The 19075-nt window shown below is 72.9% G+C and carries 22 protein-coding genes; 11 read left to right on the top strand and 11 right to left on the bottom strand.

What is annotated here, in order from left to right:
- Window positions 1–9 precede the first annotated feature (9 nt).
- Window positions 10–1683: an MDR family MFS transporter gene (locus tag ACGFI2_RS07075; protein WP_393511972.1), complete on the top strand. Its 1674-nt coding sequence runs from the start codon at window positions 10–12 to the stop codon at window positions 1681–1683.
- Between the two features lie 13 nt (window positions 1684–1696).
- Here the strand turns inward: ACGFI2_RS07075 and ACGFI2_RS07080 are convergent, their stop codons facing one another.
- Window positions 1697–2188: an NUDIX domain-containing protein gene (locus tag ACGFI2_RS07080; protein ID WP_393511975.1), complete on the bottom strand. Its 492-nt coding sequence runs from the start codon at window positions 2186–2188 to the stop codon at window positions 1697–1699.
- Between the two features lie 84 nt (window positions 2189–2272).
- Here ACGFI2_RS07080 and ACGFI2_RS07085 point away from each other — a divergent pair, with 84 nt between their 5' ends.
- Window positions 2273–3922: a fatty acid--CoA ligase gene (locus ACGFI2_RS07085; RefSeq protein ID WP_393511978.1), complete on the top strand. Its 1650-nt coding sequence runs from the start codon at window positions 2273–2275 to the stop codon at window positions 3920–3922.
- 185 nt (window positions 3923–4107) lie between these two features.
- Here the strand turns inward: ACGFI2_RS07085 and ACGFI2_RS07090 are convergent, their stop codons facing one another.
- The 6 genes from ACGFI2_RS07090 to ACGFI2_RS07115 form a co-directional block, all read right to left on the bottom strand.
- Window positions 4108–5121 (bottom strand): NADPH:quinone reductase, encoded by a 1014-nt coding sequence (locus ACGFI2_RS07090; protein WP_393511981.1) that lies wholly within the window; start codon window positions 5119–5121, stop codon window positions 4108–4110.
- A gap of 79 nt (window positions 5122–5200) precedes the next feature.
- Window positions 5201–5857 (bottom strand): HAD family hydrolase, encoded by a 657-nt coding sequence (locus ACGFI2_RS07095; protein ID WP_393511984.1) that lies wholly within the window; start codon window positions 5855–5857, stop codon window positions 5201–5203.
- Window positions 5858–5885: 28 nt separating this feature from the next.
- On the bottom strand, window positions 5886–6734 hold the full coding sequence (locus ACGFI2_RS07100) for a hypothetical protein (RefSeq protein WP_393513124.1): 849 nt from the start codon (window positions 6732–6734) through the stop codon (window positions 5886–5888).
- Between the two features lie 139 nt (window positions 6735–6873).
- Window positions 6874–7569, bottom strand: coding sequence for an FKBP-type peptidyl-prolyl cis-trans isomerase (locus ACGFI2_RS07105; protein ID WP_393513127.1), 696 nt, complete (start codon window positions 7567–7569; stop codon window positions 6874–6876).
- A gap of 106 nt (window positions 7570–7675) precedes the next feature.
- Window positions 7676–8326, bottom strand: a complete 651-nt coding sequence (locus tag ACGFI2_RS07110; RefSeq protein WP_393511987.1) for a DUF4241 domain-containing protein — start codon at window positions 8324–8326, stop codon at window positions 7676–7678.
- Window positions 8327–8558: 232 nt separating this feature from the next.
- Window positions 8559–9539: a Ku protein gene (locus tag ACGFI2_RS07115; RefSeq protein WP_393511990.1), complete on the bottom strand. Its 981-nt coding sequence runs from the start codon at window positions 9537–9539 to the stop codon at window positions 8559–8561.
- A gap of 87 nt (window positions 9540–9626) precedes the next feature.
- Here ACGFI2_RS07115 and ligD (ACGFI2_RS07120) point away from each other — a divergent pair, with 87 nt between their 5' ends.
- Together ligD (ACGFI2_RS07120) and ligD (ACGFI2_RS07125) are read left to right on the top strand one after the other, a co-directional pair.
- A complete protein-coding gene (ligD, locus tag ACGFI2_RS07120) occupies window positions 9627–10565 on the top strand; it encodes a non-homologous end-joining DNA ligase (RefSeq protein WP_393511993.1) in 939 nt (312 codons plus the stop codon).
- Complete coding sequence (gene ligD / locus ACGFI2_RS07125) at window positions 10555–11469, top strand: non-homologous end-joining DNA ligase (RefSeq protein WP_393511996.1); 915 nt, start codon at window positions 10555–10557, stop codon at window positions 11467–11469. Before ligD (ACGFI2_RS07120) ends, ligD (ACGFI2_RS07125) begins: the two co-directional genes overlap by 11 nt.
- On the opposite strand, the gene ACGFI2_RS07130 is transcribed toward ligD (ACGFI2_RS07125), so the two are convergent.
- Both ACGFI2_RS07130 and ACGFI2_RS07135 read right to left on the bottom strand, forming a co-directional pair.
- Window positions 11396–12535, bottom strand: a complete 1140-nt coding sequence (locus ACGFI2_RS07130; RefSeq protein WP_393511999.1) for a hypothetical protein — start codon at window positions 12533–12535, stop codon at window positions 11396–11398. The genes ligD (ACGFI2_RS07125) and ACGFI2_RS07130 overlap by 74 nt on opposite strands.
- Before the next feature lie 99 nt (window positions 12536–12634).
- Window positions 12635–13009 (bottom strand): DUF4267 domain-containing protein, encoded by a 375-nt coding sequence (locus tag ACGFI2_RS07135; protein ID WP_393512002.1) that lies wholly within the window; start codon window positions 13007–13009, stop codon window positions 12635–12637.
- 88 nt (window positions 13010–13097) lie between these two features.
- Between ACGFI2_RS07135 and ACGFI2_RS07140 the strand changes: the two genes are divergently transcribed.
- The 6 genes from ACGFI2_RS07140 (at window position 13098) to ACGFI2_RS07165 (ending at window position 17557) form a co-directional block, all read left to right on the top strand.
- Window positions 13098–13676 carry a TetR/AcrR family transcriptional regulator gene (locus ACGFI2_RS07140; RefSeq protein WP_393512005.1) on the top strand — a complete coding sequence of 193 codons (579 nt, stop codon included), beginning with the start codon at window positions 13098–13100 and terminating at the stop codon, window positions 13674–13676.
- A 27-nt stretch (window positions 13677–13703) separates the two neighbouring features.
- Entirely contained in the window at window positions 13704–14441 is a 738-nt protein-coding gene (locus ACGFI2_RS07145; protein WP_393512008.1) for a TIGR03089 family protein, read from the top strand.
- A gap of 96 nt (window positions 14442–14537) precedes the next feature.
- Entirely contained in the window at window positions 14538–15590 is a 1053-nt protein-coding gene (locus ACGFI2_RS07150) for a hypothetical protein (RefSeq protein WP_393512011.1), read from the top strand.
- Window positions 15591–15610: 20 nt separating this feature from the next.
- Window positions 15611–16015: a YbaB/EbfC family nucleoid-associated protein gene (locus ACGFI2_RS07155; protein ID WP_393512014.1), complete on the top strand. Its 405-nt coding sequence runs from the start codon at window positions 15611–15613 to the stop codon at window positions 16013–16015.
- Entirely contained in the window at window positions 16012–16665 is a 654-nt protein-coding gene (locus ACGFI2_RS07160) for a hypothetical protein (protein WP_393512017.1), read from the top strand. The genes ACGFI2_RS07155 and ACGFI2_RS07160 overlap by 4 nt, the downstream gene beginning before the upstream one ends.
- Before the next feature lie 43 nt (window positions 16666–16708).
- Window positions 16709–17557 carry a GNAT family N-acetyltransferase gene (locus ACGFI2_RS07165; RefSeq protein ID WP_393512020.1) on the top strand — a complete coding sequence of 283 codons (849 nt, stop codon included), beginning with the start codon at window positions 16709–16711 and terminating at the stop codon, window positions 17555–17557.
- A 114-nt stretch (window positions 17558–17671) separates the two neighbouring features.
- Here the strand turns inward: ACGFI2_RS07165 and ACGFI2_RS07170 are convergent, their stop codons facing one another.
- On the bottom strand, window positions 17672–17941 hold the full coding sequence (locus tag ACGFI2_RS07170) for a hypothetical protein (RefSeq protein ID WP_393512022.1): 270 nt from the start codon (window positions 17939–17941) through the stop codon (window positions 17672–17674).
- On the bottom strand, window positions 17938–18216 hold the full coding sequence (locus ACGFI2_RS07175; protein WP_393512025.1) for a DivIVA domain-containing protein: 279 nt from the start codon (window positions 18214–18216) through the stop codon (window positions 17938–17940). Before ACGFI2_RS07175 ends, ACGFI2_RS07170 begins: the two co-directional genes overlap by 4 nt.
- A 265-nt stretch (window positions 18217–18481) precedes the next feature.
- Between ACGFI2_RS07175 and ACGFI2_RS07180 the strand changes: the two genes are divergently transcribed.
- Window positions 18482–18691: a winged helix-turn-helix domain-containing protein gene (locus tag ACGFI2_RS07180; RefSeq protein ID WP_393513129.1), complete on the top strand. Its 210-nt coding sequence runs from the start codon at window positions 18482–18484 to the stop codon at window positions 18689–18691.
- The last annotated feature ends 384 nt before the right edge of the window (window positions 18692–19075 follow it).

Raw genomic sequence — 19075 nt, forward strand, 5'->3', positions numbered from 1 at the left:
GGAAGCGGGATGACCGCCCAGGCCGCCCGCCCCGCCCTGCCCGCCCGCCAGATCCGCCTGTTGATGTTCGGTCTGATGACCGGCATGCTGCTGGCCGCGCTCGACCAGACCATCGTCGGCACCGCGTTGCCCACCATCGTCGGTGAGCTGGGCGGGATCGACCACTACTCGTGGGTGGTCACCGCCTACCTGCTGGCGTCGACCGCCTCGACGCCGCTCTACGGCAAGATGGCCGACCTGTACGGGCGCCGGCCGGTCTTCCTCTTCTCGATCGGCGCGTTCCTGCTCGGCTCGCTGCTGGCCGGGCTCTCGCAGGACATGACCCAGCTGATCGTCACCCGGGGCGTGCAGGGCCTCGGCGCGGGTGGCCTGATGACGCTGGCGTTCGTCATCATCTCGGACGTGGTGCCGCCCCGGGAGCGGGGTCGCTACCAGGGCCTGTTCGGCGCGGTGTTCGGCCTGTCGTCGGTGGCCGGTCCGCTTGTCGGTGGCTACTTCGCGGAGACCAACTGGCGGTGGATCTTCTATATCAACGTGCCGCTGGCGATCCTCGCCATCGTGGTCTGCTGGCACGTCATGCGGCTGGTGCCGTTCCAGCGCCGCGAGCACACGGTGGACTGGATCGGCGCCGCGCTGCTGGTCGTCGGCGTGAGCTGCCTGCTGCTGGCGCTGAGCTGGGGCGGCAACTCGTACGCCTGGGGCTCCGCGGTGATCGTCGGGCTGTTCGTGGCCGGTGCGGTGCTGGGCGTGGCGTTCCTGCTCCAGGAGGCCCGCACCCGGGAGCCGATCCTGCCGCTGCGGCTGTTCCGCAGCGCCACGTTCGCGCTGGCCAACTCCGCCGGCTTCGTGCTCGGCCTGGTGATGTTCGGTTCGATCATCTTCATCCCGCTCTACCTGCAGATCGTCAAGGGCGCCTCGCCGACCCGCAGCGGTCTGCTGATGCTGCCGATGATGGCCGGCATCATCGTCACGTCGATCCTGACCGGTCGGGCGATGAGCCGGATCGGCCGCTACAAGTGGTTCCCGGTGGCGGGCTCGGCGGTGCTGGTGGCCGGCATGCTGTTGTTCCGCCTGCTCCAGGTGGACACGTCGCTCTGGGTCGCGTTCGGCTCCATGGTGGTGATCGGTGTCGGGCTGGGCCTGTGCATGCAGTCGCTGATCCTGGCCGTGCAGAACGCGGTGGACGTCCGCGACCTGGGCGCGGGCACCTCCTCGGCCACGTTCTTCCGGTCGCTGGGCGGCTCGTTCGGGGTGGCGATCCTGGGGGCGGTGCTGTCGACGCGGCTCAGCTCCGCGCTGGCGGACCGGTTGCCGGGCGCGATCGCCCAGCTCCCGCCGCAGCAGCGGGCGGCGGTGGCGGCCGGCGGCACGGAGAACATCTCGATCAACGACCCGGCGACCATCCTCGCGCTGCCCGGGCCGGTGCGCGCCGCGATCCAGGCCTCGTTCGTCGAGTCGCTGCACCTGGTCTTCCTGACCACCGGGCTGGTCGCGGTGCTGGCGGTGCTGGTCACCCTGGCCATGCCGAACCACCAGTTGCGGGGCGCCGGCCCGCAGGGCGCGACCGGCGGCGCCGACCCGCTGGGCGGGGAGGCCGCCGCGCCGGGCGGCAAGCCGTTGCCCAAGGAGTCGAAGGAGGAGGCCGCCGCCGAGATGGAGGCGAAGTCGCAGACGATGCTGTGAGCCGCCGGCCCGGCTACTTGAGGATCAGGCGGTTGATCTGTTCGAAGACGTCCAGGTCGGCGAGCGTCTCGTGCACGCTGGACGAGAGCGGGGTGGGGAACTCCTCCGGGTGGAAGAAACCCGCGTCGGTGGTCTCGTCGGTGAACCGGGACAGCTCGCCGTCCCACTCGTCGACCCGGAACGCGGTGGTGAAGACCTGGTAGGTGTGCCCGTACATGTTGGTGTGGGTGCGGTCCGGGCCGGTGTAGAGCGCGAACGCGCTGACCCGCAGCGCGCGCAGGCCGGTCTCCTCGTTGACCTCCCGGACCGCGCAGTCGGCGATCGACTCGCCGAGTTCCATGGCGCCGGCCGGCAGGGCCCACTGACCGTTGTCGGAGCGCTGGATCAGCAACACCCGGGCGGCGTTGTCGCGCACCACGGCACGGGCGCCGACGAACATGAGGGTGCGGTCACCGGCCAGCGCGCGGAGCTGCCCGACGTACGAGTCGGCCCACGAGATGCTCACCCGGACAATCTACGCAGCATTCCCGGCCGTCTCGGCCATTCCGGGGGTTCCGTTCGTGTGAATGGCGACACTACGTTGTTACCCATGCGTAGCACGATGATGGACGCCCCCCTCCAGGTCGCCCGGATCCTCGAACACGGCGCCACCGTGCACGGCGAGGCGGAGGTGGTCACCTGGACCGGCGCCGAGCCCCGCCGGATGACCTACGCCGAGGTGGGCCGCGCCGCCGCCCGGCTGGCGCACGCGCTGCGCGACGAGTGCGGCGTGACCGGCGACGAGCGGGTCGCCACGTTCATGTGGAACAACAACGAGCACCTGGTGGCCTACTTCGCCGTGCCGAGCATGGGCGCGGTCCTGCACACGCTCAACCTCCGGCTCTTCCCCGACCAGGTCGCCTACATCGCCAACCATGCCGAGGACCGGGTGGTGCTTGTCGACGGCACGCTCATCCCGCTGCTCGCCCGGGTGATCGGCGAGCTGTCCACGGTGCGGCACGTGGTGGTGGTCGGCGGCGGCGATCCGGCCCCGCTGGTGGCGGCGGCGGGCGACCGGATCGCGGTGCACCACTGGGATGCGCTGCTGGCCGGCCGGCCGGACCACTTCGACTGGCCGGAGGTGGACGAGCGGGACGCGGCGGCGCTCTGCTACACCTCCGGGACCACCGGCAACCCCAAGGGCGTGGCCTACTCGCACCGGTCGATCTATCTGCACTCGCTCCAGGTCTGTATGCCGGAGGGCTTCGGCCTCGGCCCGGGCGACCGCGAGTTGGCCATCGTGCCGATGTTCCACGCCATGTCCTGGGGTCTGCCCTACGCGGCGTTCCTCTCCGGCGCCTCGCTGATCATGCCGGACCGCTTCCTCCAGGCCGAGCCGATCGCCGCGATGATCGCCGCCGAGCGGCCCACCCTGGCCGGCGCGGTGCCGACCATCTGGACCGACCTGCTGGCCTACCTGGACAGCCACGACGTGGACACCTCCTCGCTGACCGAGGTGATCGTCGGCGGTTCGGCCTGCCCGCCGGCGCTGATGCACGCGTTCCACGAGCGGCACGGCATCGAGGTCATCCACGCCTGGGGGATGACCGAGATGTCCCCGCTCGGCTCGGTGTCCCGCGCCCCGGCCGGCGCCACCGGCGACGCCGCCTGGCGCTACCGCTACACCCAGGGCCGCGTCCCGGCCGGGGTGGCGGCGCGGATCGTCGGCCCGCTGGGCGAGCCGCTGCCCGCCGACGGGACGTCCGTGGGTGAGCTGGAGGTCCGCGGGCCCTGGGTGACCGCCCGGTACGTCGGGGACGAGGAGCCGGACTCCGAGAAGTTCCGCGACGGCTGGCTGCGGACCGGGGACGTCGGCACGCTCTCGCCGGACGGCTACATCACGCTCACCGACCGCGCCAAGGACGTGATCAAGTCGGGCGGGGAGTGGATCTCCTCGGTCGAGCTGGAGAACGCCCTGATGGCGCATCCGGCGGTGCTGGAGGCGTGCGTGGTGGGTGTGCCGGACGAGCGGTGGGACGAGCGGCCGCTGGCCACCGTGGTGGTCCGTGAGGGTGCCTCGGTTACCGCCGAGGAGCTGCGGGACTTCCTGGCCGGCTCGGTGGCCCGCTGGCAACTGCCGGAACGCTGGGCGTTCATCGACGCGGTGCCGAAGACCAGCGTCGGTAAGTTCGACAAGAAGGTGGTGCGCTCGCGCTACGCCGACGGCGGGCTGGAGGTGCGGGAACTGACCGCGCCGTAACACTTTCCGGCGTACCGTCGCCAACACGGGTAGGAACACGTTCCCAACGGACATTCCTCCCAGAGGGCGGCCCCGGCGTTCGCACCGCGCCGGGGCCGCCCGTCCGTTACGGGGTGACCCGCACCGTCATTGTTGCGAAACTTGTTCGCCTCTGTCCCGGTGTCGGGAAAATCCGATTCCCGTTCCTACTCGTCGGCGGTGGTGACGAGCACCTTGCCCACCGCGCCGTCCCGCACCGCCTGCTGCGCCGCCGCGGTCTCGGCCAACGCATGGCGGTGCAGCGGCAGGCCGGCCTCCTCTCCGACCCGGATCGCGCCCTGAGCCACCGCCGCCGCGATGTCCGTGACCGCCTGCGCCTTGGCCACCTTCGGCGCGGTGTAGACCAGCACGAACTGCCAGCGCGCGTTCGGGCCCATCAGCGGCCGGATCGGCAGCGTCACCTCGTCGCCGCCGTCGTCGGCGTAGACGCAGACCGCGCCCCCCGTACGCAGGATCCGCACGTCGGCGGCGGCGTTGCGGGCGGCGGAGACCTCGACGATCGTGTGCACCCCGTCGGGCGCGACCTTGCGGACCTCCTCCACCACGTCCTGCTCGCGATAGTTGATCACGAAATCGGCCCCGGCCGCGGCGGCGAGCTGTGCCTTCTCCGGCGTGCTCACCGTGGTTATCACGCAGGCGTCGGCCCAGCGGGCGAGCTGGATCGCCGCGTTGCCCACCGCGCCCGCGCCGCCCTGCACCAGCACCACGTGGTCGCTCAACGCGCCGGCGTGCAGCTTGTCCGGCATGAACTCGCCGGCGGTGAGACAGCGGTGCGCGGTCATGAACGGGATGCCCAGCGCCGCGCCCAGGTCGAACGAGGCCGAGCCGAGCGACACCGCGTGCCGGACCGGGACCACGGTGTATTCGGCGGCGGTGCCCCAGGGACGCTGCCAGGCCGCCTCCCACAACCAGACCCGCTCGCCGATCAGGATCCGGTCGACGCCCTCGCCGACCGCCTCGACCACCCCGGCGCCGTCCTGGTGCGGAATCTGCCAGCCGGCCGGCAGCGGCCACGCCTCGCGGGCCTTCCAGTCGGTCGGGTTCACCCCCGAGACGGCCATCCGCACCAGCACCTCGCCGGGGCCGGGCTCCGGCACCTGCCGCTCCACCAGCTGGAGCACCGAGGCGTCTCCGGTGCGCTCGTACACGATCGCCCTCATCGCCGTCCCTCCGCCGTCGTTACCCCCACCGTAAGGCGGGGCCCCCGCTTAACGCTTCCGGTAGAGGAAGGGGCCCCGCTCAACACCCCAACGTTTCGACCAGCTGGGGGGTGAGCGCGTCGATCGAGGGGAGCAGCACCGCCGCGAGCGCCTCGGCGTCCGGATCCAACGGGTACGACCCGTGCGGCACCGCCACCACCCGGCACCCGGCGGCCGCCGCCGAGCGGACGCCGTTCGACGAGTCCTCCACCGCCACGCACCGGGCCGGGTCGACGCCCAGCCGCGCCGCCACCGCCAGCCACACGTCCGGCGCCGGCTTGCCCCGGGCGGTCTCCTCGGTCGACAGCGTCGCCCCGAACGCGCCGGCCAGGCCCGTCGCGTCCAGCGCCGCCGCGATCAGCCGGGTCGGCGACGAACTGGCCAGCCCCAGCGGCCACCGCGCGGCCACGCCGCGCACCACCGCGTCGGCCCCGTCGATCAGCGGTACGCGCTCCGCGTAGCGCCTGATCATCTCGGCCACCACCTCGGTGGCGACCTGCTGCGCCGACCTGCCGACGCCCAGCTCCCCGCTCAGGTAGTCGGCCCACTCGCCGGTGCTCATGCCCATCAGCCGGCGCTGCGTGTCGGGCTGCCAGGTGCCCCCGTGCGCGGCCACGTACGCCCGCCGGACCTCCTCCCAGACCGGTTCCGAGTCCACGATCACGCCGTCCAGGTCGAAGAGCACCGCGTCCACCATGCCGCCATCCTGCCTCAGTCGACCCGGCTCAGCTGGGCAGCGTCGCCTCGGCGGAACGCTGGGCCGGCAGGCCGATCGGGGCCTTCGGCGGGATGATGGTGCGGCATCGGTTCGCGATCGGTTCGAGCAGTTCCCGCAGCCGCGCGGTCCGCTCCGCGCCAAGCGCTCGCCACGGGCCCGACGCGGCTCGGTCGGTGGCCTCCTCGACGGCCCGGAACGCGGCGGTGGAGTGCTCGGTCGGGCTGCGGTCCTCGGTCAGCCAGCCCTTGTCCACCAGCCGCTCCTCGGCGGCGGACCACTCCTCGTCGGTCCAGCCCCGGGCCGGCTGGTGGAACTCGCGGAACTGGTCCACCCGGCACCGCCACGCCACCACCTCGACCGGGTCCAGGCCGGTGCCGACGAGCGCCGCGACGTGCCCGTCGCCCCGGTGCTCGCGCAGCGTGGCGGCGGCCTGCCAGAGGCGGGCCAGCGGGTATTCGCCGCGGGGCAGGGCGGCGTTGACGGCGCCGAGCACCCGGCCGGCCGTGTCCACCCGCCCGGCCGCCTCCTCCAGCAGGCCGGCGGCCTCGACGAGGTGCGACTCGGGCAGCTCGTAGGTGAACTCGGCGAGCGCCTGCACGCCCCCGGTGAGCCGGGCGCGCAGCGCCTCCTCCGGGGAGGTCAGCCGCCACACCGACGGCAACGCCCGGGCCACCATCGGCGGCGCGAAGCTGAAGAACGCCGCGGTCACCGTCGGCGCGTCGACCGGCCCGAGCGGCGCGGCCCGGCCGGCGAAGTAGCCACGCCAGTAGCCGCGCAGCCCGACCGCCTCGAACGCGGCCCGGGCACGCGGGTGGAAGTAGGTCACCGCGTGGACCGGCTCGAAGAGCGTCCACATCTGCCGGGCCACCCCGGGGTCGTCCAGCGCCGCCACGTGCACCTCCGCGTCGGTATGCAGGTCACCGCGAGCGGTCGGGCCGCCCGCGGTGACCATGAACCTACTGCCGGTGGGTGACCGGACGGAAGCCTGGAGTGATCTACTGCGCAGCCAGCACGTCGACGACGAAGCGCAGCGGGCCGGCCGGGCCGCCACCCTCGGCCTTGTCGCCGTACGCCAGCGCGGCCGGCAGGTCCAGCTGAACCCGGCTGCCCACCGGCACGCCGACCAGGCCCTGGTCCCAGCCCTTGATGACCCGGCCCACACCGATCGGGAAGGTGGCCGGCTGGCCGTTGTCCCAGGACGCGTCGAACTGCTTGCCGTCCTTGTAGAAGACGCCCACGTAGTTCGTGGTGATGGTCTGCCCGGCCTTCACCGCCGGCCCGGTGCCCTTGACCAGGGTGGTGACGGTGAGCTTCTTCAGCTCGCCCGTGCCGGCCTTCACGGTCGGCTTGGTCTTCAGCGCCGGGTCGATGTTGGCGGGCAGCTCCGGGGCGGGCGGTGCGCTCGGCTCGACCGGAGCGCTGGGGCTGGCCGGGGCCGCGGTGGAGGCCGGCTTGTCGTCGTCCCCGCCGTTCAGCCAGACGAGGCCGCCGACCAGGGCCACCACGGCGAGCACACCGGCCGCCGCGCCCAGCATCGACTGCCGGCGCCGTCGCGCCTCGGCGGCCTTCTTCTCGGCCAGCTGGGCGGCCAACCGGCGCCCTGCCTTGGTGGCCGGGGCGGCCTGGTCCTCCGACCGGTTCTCCACACGCTCGCTCACGTCGACTCCCTGCAGGTGGGTGGATGCGCGCAAACGGTACCCGCCCACACCCCCGCAGTGATGAAAGGCGGGGGCCCTTCTTAACGCATTCGGTATAGGCGGGCCCCCTTGCAACAACTCAGCCCTCGGCGGGACCGGCTCAGCCCTCGACGGGCACAACCATGAAATCGGTGACGAACCTCGCGATCCGGCCGTCCGCGCCGCGGCCCACCCAGGTGCCGTAGCAGCCGTCCCCCCAACCCGACCAGACCGTCACCACGTTCGCGCCGGTCACCTCGTCCACGACCACGTCGACCAGGCCGGGAACCGGACCGCGGCCGGAGTCGCCGTCCTCGGCGAGGAAGACCTCCTCGATCCGGTCCTCGTCCCAACCCTCGACGACGGCGAGAGCGTCCCGGTCGGCGAGCGTGCCGGTGCCCGCGTCCACGCCGTACCCGAAGAAGTCGTTCGATCCCAGCTCGCCGACGTCCTGGCCGTCCACGACGGCCATCTCCCACCGCGTGACCGGCTCGTCCCGGACGACGATCTCCAGCGCCGCCACCCGCCGGTCGGTCCCGCCGCCGTCGTAGCGCACGGACGACACCCAGGCACGCGCCGGGTACCGGCCGGGCGCGACCGAGACGGTGTACGGGTCGCTCTCCGGGCAGACCAGCGGGTCGCACCCCACCAGATGTCCGCTCGGCAGCACCACCTCACCGGTCGGGTGCACCTCGATCACGTGCTCGGCTGTCCCGTCCGCGAACCGCGCGCCCGGGGTGAGCAGCCGCGCGAAATCTGGGGTGTACGGCATGGGAACGTCCTCTCGCTGGCCGACGGCCGGCGCAGCGTACCGGCGGCGGCCGACAACCGATCGAGGTACTTCTCGACCACGGCGATCCGGATCGAAGAAGACCCGGTCCGGCGCCGCCCGGGCGAGGAGCGCGTCATCGGTCGCGTCACGCCGACCGAGAAGCTCGGCCACGGGTGATGAGAGGGGGCCCCTCCTATGCCGGAGACGTTAAGCGGGGGCCCTTCCTTACACCTCAGGCGGTCTTCTTCTTGGCGGGGGTCTTCTTCGCCGCGGTCTTCTTGGCGGCCGTCTTCTTCGCCGGCTCGGTCTTCTTCGCGGCGGTCTTCCTGGCGGGGGTCTTCTTCGCCGGCTCGGTCTTCTTTGCGGCGGTCTTCTTCGCCGAGCGGGCCGACGAGATCGGCGTCGGCTCCGCCCCGCCGCCGGACGGCGCCTCGCCCCGGGCCGCCCGGGCCCGCTCGACCGACGCCTTCAGCGCGGCCATCAGGTCGACCGCGGCGGCCGGCGCGGCCTCTTCCTCCTCCGGCTGCACCACCTCGCGGCCCTCGACCTTCGCGTCGATGACCTCCTGCAACGCGGCCCGGTAGTCGTCGGTGAAGGCGTCCGGCTCGAACTCGCCGGCCATCGAGTCGATCAGCGAGCTGGCCATGGCCAGCTCCGGCGGGCGGACCTTCAGGTCCTCGTCGAGGAAGCCGAAGTCGGGCCGGCGGATCTCGTCCGGCCAGAGCATGGTGTTGAGCAGCAGCACCCCCTCGCGGACCCGCAGGGTGGCCAACTGCTCCCGCTGGCGCAGCGCCACCTTGACGATCGCCACCCGCTCCGAGTCGGTCAGCGCGTCGCGCAGCAGCACGTACGGCTTGGTGGCGGTGCCCTCCGGCTCCAGGAAGTAGGCCTTGTTGTAGAGGATCGGGTCGACCTGCTCGGCCGGCACGAACTCCAGCACGTCGATCGCGTGCGAGGTGCTCAGCGGCAGTTCGGCGAAGTCCTCGTCGGTCAGGATGACCATCTCGCCGCCGCCGAGGTCGTAGCCCTTGGCGATGTCGTCGTAGGTGACCTCCTCGCCGCAGACCGAGCAGGTGCGCTTGTAGCGGATCCGGCCGCCGTCCTCGCGGTGCACCTGATGGAACCGGATGTCCTTCTCCTCGGTGGCCGAGTAGACCTTCACCCCGATCGACACCAGGCCGAACGACACCGCTCCCTTCCAGATGGCCCGCATCCCCGCGCTCCTCTCCCCGGCTGAACACCAGAATCGCAAATGATCGAACGGGGCGCACGCCCTTCGGCGTGCAACTACAGTCAGGAGGTGCCCGGCGCGCCGCTGAAGCCGATGCTCGCGATGACCGGGCAGCTCCCGGCCGGTGCCGCGTGGGCGTACGAGTTCAAGTGGGACGGGGTCCGCGCGCTCGCCGACATCTCCCACGGCGACCGGCACTTCTACGCCCGGTCCGGGGTCGAGATCACCACCGCCTACCCGGAGCTGCTGAACCTGGCCGAGCAGGTCGACGACGCGCTGCTCGACGGCGAGGTGGTGCTCTTCACCGACGGGCAGCCCTCGTTCACCGCGCTGGCCGAGCGGATGCACGTGCGCAACCCGGCCAAGGCGGCACGGCTCGCGGCGACCGTGCCCGTCACGTACATGATCTTCGACCTGTTGCGGCTCGACGGCGTGGACCTGACCGCCCGGCCCTGGCGGGCGCGGCGGGCGGCGCTGGAGTCGCTCGGGCTCGGCGCCGCCCGGTGGGCGGTGCCCCCGGTCTTCACCGACGGCCCGGCCACCTACGCGGCGGCCGGCGAGCACGGGTTGGAGGGGGTGATGGCCAAGCGGGCCGACTCGCTCTACCGGCCCGGGGTGCGCTCGCCGGACTGGGTGAAGGTCAAGTTGGAGGTCACCGGCGACTTCGTGGTCGGCGGTTGGCGGCCCGGCGCGCGCCGCGTCGGCGGGCTGCTGGTCGGCGTGCCCGGGCCGGACGGCCGGCTCGTCTACCGGGGGCGGGTCGGCGGTGGCATCGGCGCGGCGATCGAGCGGGAGCTGCTGCGCGAGCTGGAGCCGCTGCGCGCGGCCACGTCGCCGTTCGCCGACGGCGTGCCGCGCGAGGATGCCCGGGGCGCGATCTGGGTATCACCCCGGGTCGTGGTGGAGGTCAAGTACGGCCAGCGCACGCCGGACGGCCGGCTGCGCTTCCCGCGGATCCTGCGCCTGCGCCCGGACAAGCCGCCCGAGGAGGTCTCCGATGCCGGCTGACCGGCTCAAGGTCGAGGTCGAGGGGCGCGCGCTGGAGCTGTCCAACCTGGACAAGGTGCTCTTCCCGCAGGCCGGCTTCACCAAGGGCGAGGTGATCGACTACTACACCCGGATCGCCCCGGTGCTGCTTCCGCACCTGACCGACCGCGCGCTCACCCGGATCCGCTTTCCCAACGGCGTCGACGGCGGCTCGTTCTTCGAGAAGAACGCACCCGCCGCGACCCCCGGTTGGGTACGCACCGAGAAGCTGCCCGCCCCCGGGTCGAGCAAGGGGCGGGAGACGATCGACTACGTGGTCTGCGACGAACTGCCCACGCTGGTCTGGCTGGCCAACCTGGCCGCGCTGGAGCTGCACACGCCGCAGTGGAAGATCGGCGCGCACCCCGACCTGATGGTGGTCGACCTGGACCCGGGCGCGCCGGCGTCGCTGAGGCAGTGCTGCCAGGTGGCGCTGCTGATGCGCGACCGGCTGGCCGGTGACGGCGTGGCGGCGTACCCCAAGACGTCCGGCAAGAAGGGCATGCAGCTCTGCTGCCCGATCGCCGGCACGCAGGACGCGGAGCTCGTCTCCGGCTACGCCCGGCGGATCGCGCGGGAGCTGGAACAGGCGCACCCGAAGCTGATCGTGTCGAAGATGGCGAAGAACCTGCGCCCCGGCAAGGTCTTCATCGACTGGAGCCAGAACAACGCGGCGAAGACGACGGTGGCGCCCTACTCGCTGCGAGCCCAGCCGGCGCCGGCCGTGTCCACGCCGCTGACCTGGGACGAGGTGGAGGCGGGCGCGGCCGGCAAGCGGCCGTCGACCCGCCCCTACACCGCGACCGAGGTGCTCAGGCGGGTGGCGAAGCAGGGTGACCTGCTGGCCCCGCTGCTCGACGGCGGTCCCGAGCTGCCCGCCCGCTGACCCGCCACCACGCGCCGCCGACGAGGAGCGCCACGATCACGCTGATCGCCACGTCACCCGCCAGGTCCGCCGCCGGGCTCGACGGGGAGTACGTCGGCACGTCGTACGCGGAGACGGCCGCGGCGAGCACGCTGGCCGAGCCGGCCGCGAGCACGTGCGGCTGCCCCCAGCCGACCCGCCGGGACCAGCGCGTGAGCAGGACGGCCGTGCCCGCGGCGAGCACGAGCGCCAACCCGACGCCGGCCCAACCCGGCACGATCGCGGCGCCCAGGTAGGCGACCAGCACCACCGCCCCCGGCCAGGCCGGCCACGGCGCGGCAGGCACCTTACCGGCCACCGCCGGCCCCGACCCGGTACCGGCCGGCCGCGGCGGGTCGACGCGCGGGCCGGCCGCGCGGGTCCGTTCGGGGTGCGGCCCGGCGGCAGTCCGGTCGGTGGGTCGCCGGGCACGCAGCAGGGCGACGGCGATCAGGGCCAGCGCCACTCCGGCGGCGAACCCGAGCTGGACCGGCGAGGCCAGGAAGCCCTTGCGCCCGCCCGGGTCGGCGAAGACCAGCAGGCTGCCGCCGAGCCAGAGCAACGCGGTCCCGGCCAGCCCCGGACGGCCCAGCCAGGGCCGCGACCGGCGGCCCGCGCCGAGGTACGACTCGACCAGCGCGATCGCCGCGCAGATGGTCAACGCCACGTGGTTGCCCACGTAGTCGACCGCCTGCCGGGCGCTGAACCCGAGGCCGGGCACCAGCGTCGCCTCGGCGGTGGCGCGGGTGTCGGCGAACTGGGTGTCGTCGAGGTAGTCCGGGTTGAACAGCGACTGGTCGACCAGGCCGGCCTGGACCACGCCGAAGGCGGCGGCGAACAGGACGATCCCCGGCCAGCCCAGCCCGAGGCGACGGGCGGTCTCCCGGATCAGCAGCGCGGCCCCGCCGTACATCGGGGCGAGCGCGAGCACCACGAACGGCATGCCGGTGAGGGTGAAGCCGCCCCAGACGCACTCCGCGGTCCAGGGCGCGAGCAGCAGCAACGCGACCGCCGGTACGAGCCGGCGACGCAGGGGTTCGGTCGTCATGCCCGAACCGTGCCGTAGCCGTCCGGCCCGTCGATACGGCCGTCGGCCGCCGGAGCCCGCGACCAAAGTCGACGGTCGCGGGCCCGGACGGCGGGGCCTCTAGAGGGCGAACAGCAGGGCGGCGTCGAGGAGCACGACCACGGCGGTGGCGAAGTGGATGCCGAACGCGGTGGCCCGGGTCCCGCCGTGCCGGAGCACGATGACGGTGTCGCCCAGCGGGGCCAGCGCGACGACCAGCATGAACCAGGCGACCGCGTGGGCGCTGGTGAAGGCGATCAGGGCGAGGCCGACCAGGCCGTAGGTGAGGTCGCGGACGCCCTTGATCGTCAGGTAGGCGGGATCTCCTCCGCTCGGCGCCGCCGGGACGCCGTAGCCGGCGGCGGAGGCTCGCGGCGCCACGAGGAAGCGGACGCCGATGAAGGCGATGAAGAGGCTGAGGACGATGGCGAGCCCGTAGGCGAGGGGGCTGAGCATGGTCGACTCCAAAAGCTAGCGCTGCTAGATGTAAAGGCGACGCTATCAGAGCGTCGGCAGTCTGGCTAGCGGTGCTAGGATCAGGCTCATGTCGATTCAGGCGCGCCGGGAGCGGGAGCGGGCGGAACGAGAGCGGGCCATCGTCGCCACGGCCCGCGAGCTGGCCGAGTCGGAGGGCTGGGACGCGGTCACCACCCGCCGCCTCGCCGCCGAGATCGAATACAGCCAGCCCGTTCTCTACAGCCACTTCAAGGGCAAGGACGCCATCATGGCGGCGGTCGCCGTGGAAGGCTTCGGTGACCTGGCCGACGACCTCACCGCCGTCCGGACCGCCGCGACCGACCCGCGCCGCGCGGTTGCCGATGTCGCCACGGCGTACGTCTCGTTCGCCGAGCGTCGGCCCGCCCTCTACGACGCGATGTTCACCCTCGCCGTCGAGCTGCCCTTCGCCAGCCAGGACGTCCCGGTCGACCTGGCCCGGGGCTTCGCCCAACTGGCCGAGGCGCTGCGCCCGTTCGCCGGTGACAACGACCTCGAGACGTTCACCGAGACGTTCTGGAGCGGGCTGCACGGCCTGATCACGCTGATGCGCAACGAGCGGCTGCGAAGGGCCGGACACGAACGCCGACTTGCCCTCCTGGTGGACCGTTTCGCCCGGCTAGGGTGAGCTGACCGCCAGACAGGAGCACACCGGATGGCCGCACCCGCACCCACCGCCGTGACGACCGACCAGCCGCTGTTCAGCTACCGCGACGACGCGACCGGCGAGCGCACCGACCTGAGCGCGGCACAGCTCGGGGCGTGGGCGGCCCGCAGCGCCGGGCTGCTCCGCGACGGTTGCGGACTGCGCCCCGGCGACCGGGTGGCGGTCCTGTTGCCGCCGCACTGGCGCACCGCGGCGGTGCTGCTCGGAGCCTGGTCGGTCGGGTTGACGGTCTCCTTCCGGCCCCGGGCGCTGGCCGGGCTGCCGGTGCTGGAGCCGGGGGCGGACCGGCCGTACGACGCGGTGTTCGTGACCCCGGAACGCCTCGACGACTGGCTGGAGGACGTGCCGGACGGGACCCACCGCTACCTGGTCGGCGCCGGGTCGGGCCCGCTCGACGAGGTGCCGCCGGGCTGGCTGGACTGGTCGGCCGAGGTGCTGCGGCACCCCGCCGACCCGCCGGACTACACCGCCGTGGACCCGGCCGGTCCGGCGACACCGGACGGCACCAGCTTCGGCGCCTGGCGGCGGCTGGCCGCGGCGGTCGCCACGCAGCTCGACCTGCGCGCCGGCGACCGGCTGCTGGTCGATCCGGCCGAGCACGAACAGCCCCTGAAGTGGCTGCTGGCCCCACTCGCCGCCGGCGCCTCGATCGTCGTGCACGCCAACCTCGACCGCGCCCGGCTGGACGCCCACCGCGCCGCCGACCAGGTGACCCGCATCCTCTGAGCGGGGTCCCGCTCCGCCGTTCCACGCGCCCGTCGCGGGCACCCCGTCGCGTGGTGATTCGCCTACGATGCCCGAGGAACGCACCGGGAGGGCAGCATGGCCGATTTCACCGTGGACCCGGACGACGTCCGTATCCATGGGCGGACGCTGGGCAGCACCGTCGCCGAGGACTACGCGCAGCAGGCGCAGGAGATCGCCCGGGACAGCGTCATCGATCCGCCCGGGTTCGGCGTCGCCCTGTCGCCGGTCGAGGCGCTCTACATCCAGCGCGTCGAGTTCCTGGTCAACGACGTGCGGGGCGCGGCCGACGTGTGCCGGCAGATCGGCGCGAAACTCGGCACCGTCGCCGACCAGTACGAGCGCGCGGAAGACCTGCACGTCGGCGGGTTCGGTGGCACGCCCGCGCCGACCGGCGGCTTCGGCGACGCGTACGGCCGGACGGGCGTGGCGCAACTCGTCACCGACCCGACCACGCTCGGCGCCGCCGCCACCATCGGCGCCTCGATCACGCTGGCCGAGATCGGCGGGATCCTGGGCGGCATGGCGGCCTGCGCCGCGCTCTGCCCCACCTTCATCATCGGCCTGGCCGGCGCCGCGCTCTTCGTGGCAAACCCGGTCGGCATCGCGCAGGCCGGCGCCGACCTGATGCGCCACGGCGACCAGCTCCAGAAGGCGTTGAACGCCAACTTCGACAAGATCTGCTCGGCCGCCACCGGCACCTGGAAGGGCGAGGGCAAGGACAGCTTCGTCATCATGGCCACCAAGCTCAAGGCGCACCTGGACGAACTCGGCGCGTACATCCGGGTTCTCGGCGAGGCGCTGCACTCCCTGGAGATCGCCCTCGGCGGCCTGTGGATCGCCCTGGGCGCGATGACCGTGCCGTTCCTGACCTGGCTGATCGCCATGCGCGCCGCCGAGTTGGTGCCCGGCGCCGCCGTCGTCCTCGAACCGATCATCGAGGCGACGGGGGCGGTCGTGGCCGGCTCGGTCACCACCATGGTGGCGGCGGTGAGCGCGCTGGGCGGGCTGGCGCTGGCGCTGATCAACGGCCTCGCCAAGGATTTCCTCAAGCTGATGACGCTGCCGGACGACGGCGCGGCCGGCACGCCGGACCTGACCGAGTTCCGCGTCGGCGAGAACTTCGCCTGAGCCGTGGGAGAGGAGACGTCGTGATCGACCCGGACGCCCGGCGCCGCATCGAGGGCATGGCCGAGCAGGCCAACCAGTTCGCCGCCACCATCTCGGACCTCACCGGCGAGGGCAGCGACGACGCGGGGCTGGTGCGGGCGACGTGCGCCGCCAGCGGCCGCCTCGTCGACATCGAGCTGGCCGCGGAGACCCGACGGATGCAGACGTACGAGCTGCGTGAGGCGATCCTGGCCGCCACCGGCCGGGCCGCCGACTCGGCCGCCGCCAAGCTGGCCGAGGTGGTGGCGCAGATGACCGGCAGCGCCGACGTCTACGGCAGCGACGCCGTCCGTCAGGCCCGCGAGCAGATGGCCCAGTACCAGCGGCTCGTCGACGCGCAGCGGGACAAGTTCGAACAGCTCCGCGGCAACCTCGGCCGGTCATGAGCCCCGCGGTCGCGGAACTGCGCCTGCGTCGCCCCCTGCTGCGGGTGCTCGGCACGCTGCGCCCGCTCAGCGCCGGCTACCGGATGCGTCCGGCCACCCTGGTGGCGCTCCTCGTCCTCGCCGCCGTCGCGTTCGTGCTGCTCGTCGTCGCCGCGCCGCTGGGCTCGCGCGGCTCGACCCTGCCGTACGTCCTCGCGTTCGTCGTGGCCGCGGCCATCGCGCTGCCGTATCCGGTCCTGACCTTCGGGGCCGCCACCTGGTACGCGTGCGGCGCCGGACACCCGATGCTCTCGATCGTCGACGGGGAGGTCCGGGGCCGGTTGCGCGGCGTGTGGGCCGACGAGGTCGCCGCCGCCGACCCGACCGATCCGTCCTGGTGGGACCTGCGGCTGCCGGCCGGCGCGCTCACCGGGGTGCGGGTGGAACGCGACCGCCCCGGCAGCCCGATCCTCGTCCTCGACCTGCCGCCCGAGGCGGCGGCGGCGCTGCTCGCCGACGAGGACACCGGCAAGCTGGCCGAGCACTGGCGTGACCGGGTGGGCAGTCCCGCCGCCTGGCAGGTCGGCCTCTACGCCGGCCGCCTCCGCCGCGAACGCCAGCTCCGCACGCTGCTCGCCGCGCTCGGGGTGCAAGGAGGGGCCCCCGCTTAACGCCTCCGGTAGAGAAGGGGCCCCTCCAACACCGAGGAGAACAGTGGACGGGTTGATCTGGCGGGGGGTGGGCGAGGCTGACCTGCCGGCGCTGACCGGGCTGGCCGAGGCAGCCCTCGCCGCCGACGGCGGGCTGCCGCTGCTCACCACCGCGCCGCTGCTGCGGGCGCGACTGCTGCAGCCGCGTACCCTCGGCGCCTGGCACGGCCGCGACCTCATCGCGGCCGTGAGCGTCGGCGCGGACCGCACGCCGGTCACCGCCACCGGGCTGGTGCATCCGGCATGGCGCGGGCGGGGCATCGGCTCCCGGCTGCTGGACCGGGCCGAGGAACAGGCGGCCGGCGCGGACCTGCTGCTCACCACCGAGACGTGGACCGCCGGCGCGGAGGCGCTGTTCACCGCGCGCGGCTACACCCGGACGTTCCTGGAATGGGTGCTGCGACACGATCTGGACGCGCCGCCCGACGTGGCCGCGCCGGACGGCGTGACGGTGGCGCCGGCCACGCTCGGGCCGGAGCTGTTCGGCACCTACCGCGCGTCCTTCGCCGACCGGCCCGGGTTCGTCGAGCCGGCGGCGGACGAGTGGCTGGGCGAGCTGCGCGACGACGAGGACCACCGGCCGGAGCTGTCACTGATCGCGCGCGGCCCGGACGGCGACGCGGCCGGATTCGTCACCGTGCTCGGCGACTGGATCGACCAGGTCGGCGTGGTGCCCGGCTGGCGTGGCCGGCGGATCGGCGCGTACCTGGTGGCGCGCGTGCTGCGCGGGCTCGCCGAGGCGGGCGCGGACGCCGCGTGGCTCTGCGTCAACGACGACAACCCGGCGGCCGGGCTGTACCGCCGGCTCGGGTTCGCCGACGCCGGCCGCCGCGCCCGCTACCTGCGCCGCTGACCGGCGGCCATCGAACCATCCCCCTCGACCTGGTCGAGACGACGGGGCGGGTGCTTCCTTTCTGTCCCCGCACCTCCACCCGAGGCCGCCTACAAACGTGATGACGTGAACGGATCAGCGGCGTCGGAGCCAGGGCGCGCGACGGGCGCACGCCGAGACGTGATCCACCGGCAGCGCACACCGCCCGGCCCCGTCCGGCAACGGCCGATCGCAGAAGACCCAATGGCGTACGCACTGCGCGTCCTCCGCCGACACGGTCACCCCGCCCGGCTCCACCCGCGCGCTGAGCTGGGCCAGCACCCGGGCGGCGGTACGCGCGAAGATGCGCGCCCGGTGCAGGTCCGGCGCGGTCACCGGCAGGTGGATCACCCAACGCTCGGTCATCGGGGGTAGCGGTGCTGCGCCGGCTGGGCGCTCTGCCAGGCGCGGAGCGCGTTCTTGACGCGTACGTTCTCCTCCCGCAACGCGACCAGCGTGCTCTGCGCGACGGCCAGTTCGTCGGCGACGCGGTGCAGGAAGGCGCGGGTCTCGGCCGGGTCGAGGCCGTGCCGGCGCACGGTGAAGCAGCGTTCCCGCACCTGCGCGGGACGCAGCGGGGAGCGGTACGGAGGTGGGGGCTCGTCGGGCCGGCGGGTCAGCCGACGGAACGGATTGCGCACGGGGTGACCACCCTTCGGGAGGGTCGCGGATGCGTGGGTCTCGACGGCGATGCGAGACCGGTACGAGAGGCGCCAACCGACCGCAGCAGCACCGCATCACCGAGAGCGACGGTATTGCTACCGAGTCACCTATGTCAAGCACGTCTTTGAGTCAGCTACCCACCTCGGTCACCCGTGCTACATGCGTTGCCTCTGTCGAAGTCGTTGATCGATACTGGGCGGGCCAACCGACTGCAAGGGGCCTGACGTGCCTATCCCGCCCACGATGGACGAACTGCTGGCCGACCTGTCAGAGAAGATCAAGGACGGCACCTATCCGCCGGGTTCTCAGCTTCCCTCCGGACGGAAGCTCGCGGACGACTACGACGTGTCGCAGTCCACGATCAGCCGCGCGGTGGCGCGGCTGCGGGAGCGGGGCGTGCTGGTGGGCCGGCCCGGCCGAGGCGTCTTCGTCGCCGAGTCCGATCGCCGCTGATCGTTTGAGATCTGACCGGTTAACAGACCGGTCTTGCACGTGTTACCCCGCTTTCACACCTGCGCGGCGCCCCGGGAGGCCGGGTGCCGGGGCCGACCGGGTGTCCGGACGCCAGCTCGGCGAAGTGGCGTTATCCGGCCGGTCGGGATGCCACCACTTCACCGAACTGGTGTCGATCATTGACCGAAATTCGCCACCCGCCCTGCCTTGCACGAGATCCGACCGAAAAAAAAAGACCCGCCTTGCGCCTAGATGCCCCGTTTTCACGCCTGCCCGGCAGTCGAAGGGCCGGGTGGCTTGGAAGGAATGGCCCCTCCAGGGGCCATTCCTTACCAAGATCGATCTTTTCGGTGTCCGTGAGCTGGAGCGCGAATCTCCCTTGGT

Source organism: Micromonospora sp. NPDC049282 (assembly GCF_043197045.1).
Classification (GTDB): Bacteria; Actinomycetota; Actinomycetes; order Mycobacteriales; family Micromonosporaceae; genus Micromonospora.

What these genes read in the sequence shown, in the direction of transcription:
- ACGFI2_RS07075 (WP_393511972.1), top strand. Translation starts at nt 10, where the DNA reads ATGACCGCCCAGGCCGCCCGCCCCGCCCTGCCCGCCCGCCAGATCCGC.
- ACGFI2_RS07085 (WP_393511978.1), top strand. Translation starts at nt 2,273, where the DNA reads ATGCGTAGCACGATGATGGACGCCCCCCTCCAGGTCGCCCGGATCCTC.
- ACGFI2_RS07090 (WP_393511981.1), bottom strand. Translation starts at nt 5,121, where the DNA reads ATGAGGGCGATCGTGTACGAGCGCACCGGAGACGCCTCGGTGCTCCAG.
- ACGFI2_RS07095 (WP_393511984.1), bottom strand. Translation starts at nt 5,857, where the DNA reads ATGGTGGACGCGGTGCTCTTCGACCTGGACGGCGTGATCGTGGACTCG.
- ACGFI2_RS07100 (WP_393513124.1), bottom strand. Translation starts at nt 6,734, where the DNA reads ATGTGGACGCTCTTCGAGCCGGTCCACGCGGTGACCTACTTCCACCCG.
- ACGFI2_RS07110 (WP_393511987.1), bottom strand. Translation starts at nt 8,326, where the DNA reads ATGCCGTACACCCCAGATTTCGCGCGGCTGCTCACCCCGGGCGCGCGG.
- ACGFI2_RS07115 (WP_393511990.1), bottom strand. Translation starts at nt 9,539, where the DNA reads ATGCGGGCCATCTGGAAGGGAGCGGTGTCGTTCGGCCTGGTGTCGATC.
- ligD (WP_393511996.1), top strand. Translation starts at nt 10,555, where the DNA reads ATGCCGGCTGACCGGCTCAAGGTCGAGGTCGAGGGGCGCGCGCTGGAG.
- ACGFI2_RS07130 (WP_393511999.1), bottom strand. Translation starts at nt 12,535, where the DNA reads ATGACGACCGAACCCCTGCGTCGCCGGCTCGTACCGGCGGTCGCGTTG.
- ACGFI2_RS07135 (WP_393512002.1), bottom strand. Translation starts at nt 13,009, where the DNA reads ATGCTCAGCCCCCTCGCCTACGGGCTCGCCATCGTCCTCAGCCTCTTC.
- ACGFI2_RS07140 (WP_393512005.1), top strand. Translation starts at nt 13,098, where the DNA reads ATGTCGATTCAGGCGCGCCGGGAGCGGGAGCGGGCGGAACGAGAGCGG.
- ACGFI2_RS07145 (WP_393512008.1), top strand. Translation starts at nt 13,704, where the DNA reads ATGGCCGCACCCGCACCCACCGCCGTGACGACCGACCAGCCGCTGTTC.
- ACGFI2_RS07150 (WP_393512011.1), top strand. Translation starts at nt 14,538, where the DNA reads ATGGCCGATTTCACCGTGGACCCGGACGACGTCCGTATCCATGGGCGG.
- ACGFI2_RS07160 (WP_393512017.1), top strand. Translation starts at nt 16,012, where the DNA reads ATGAGCCCCGCGGTCGCGGAACTGCGCCTGCGTCGCCCCCTGCTGCGG.
- ACGFI2_RS07170 (WP_393512022.1), bottom strand. Translation starts at nt 17,941, where the DNA reads ATGACCGAGCGTTGGGTGATCCACCTGCCGGTGACCGCGCCGGACCTG.
- ACGFI2_RS07180 (WP_393513129.1), top strand. Translation starts at nt 18,482, where the DNA reads ATGGACGAACTGCTGGCCGACCTGTCAGAGAAGATCAAGGACGGCACC.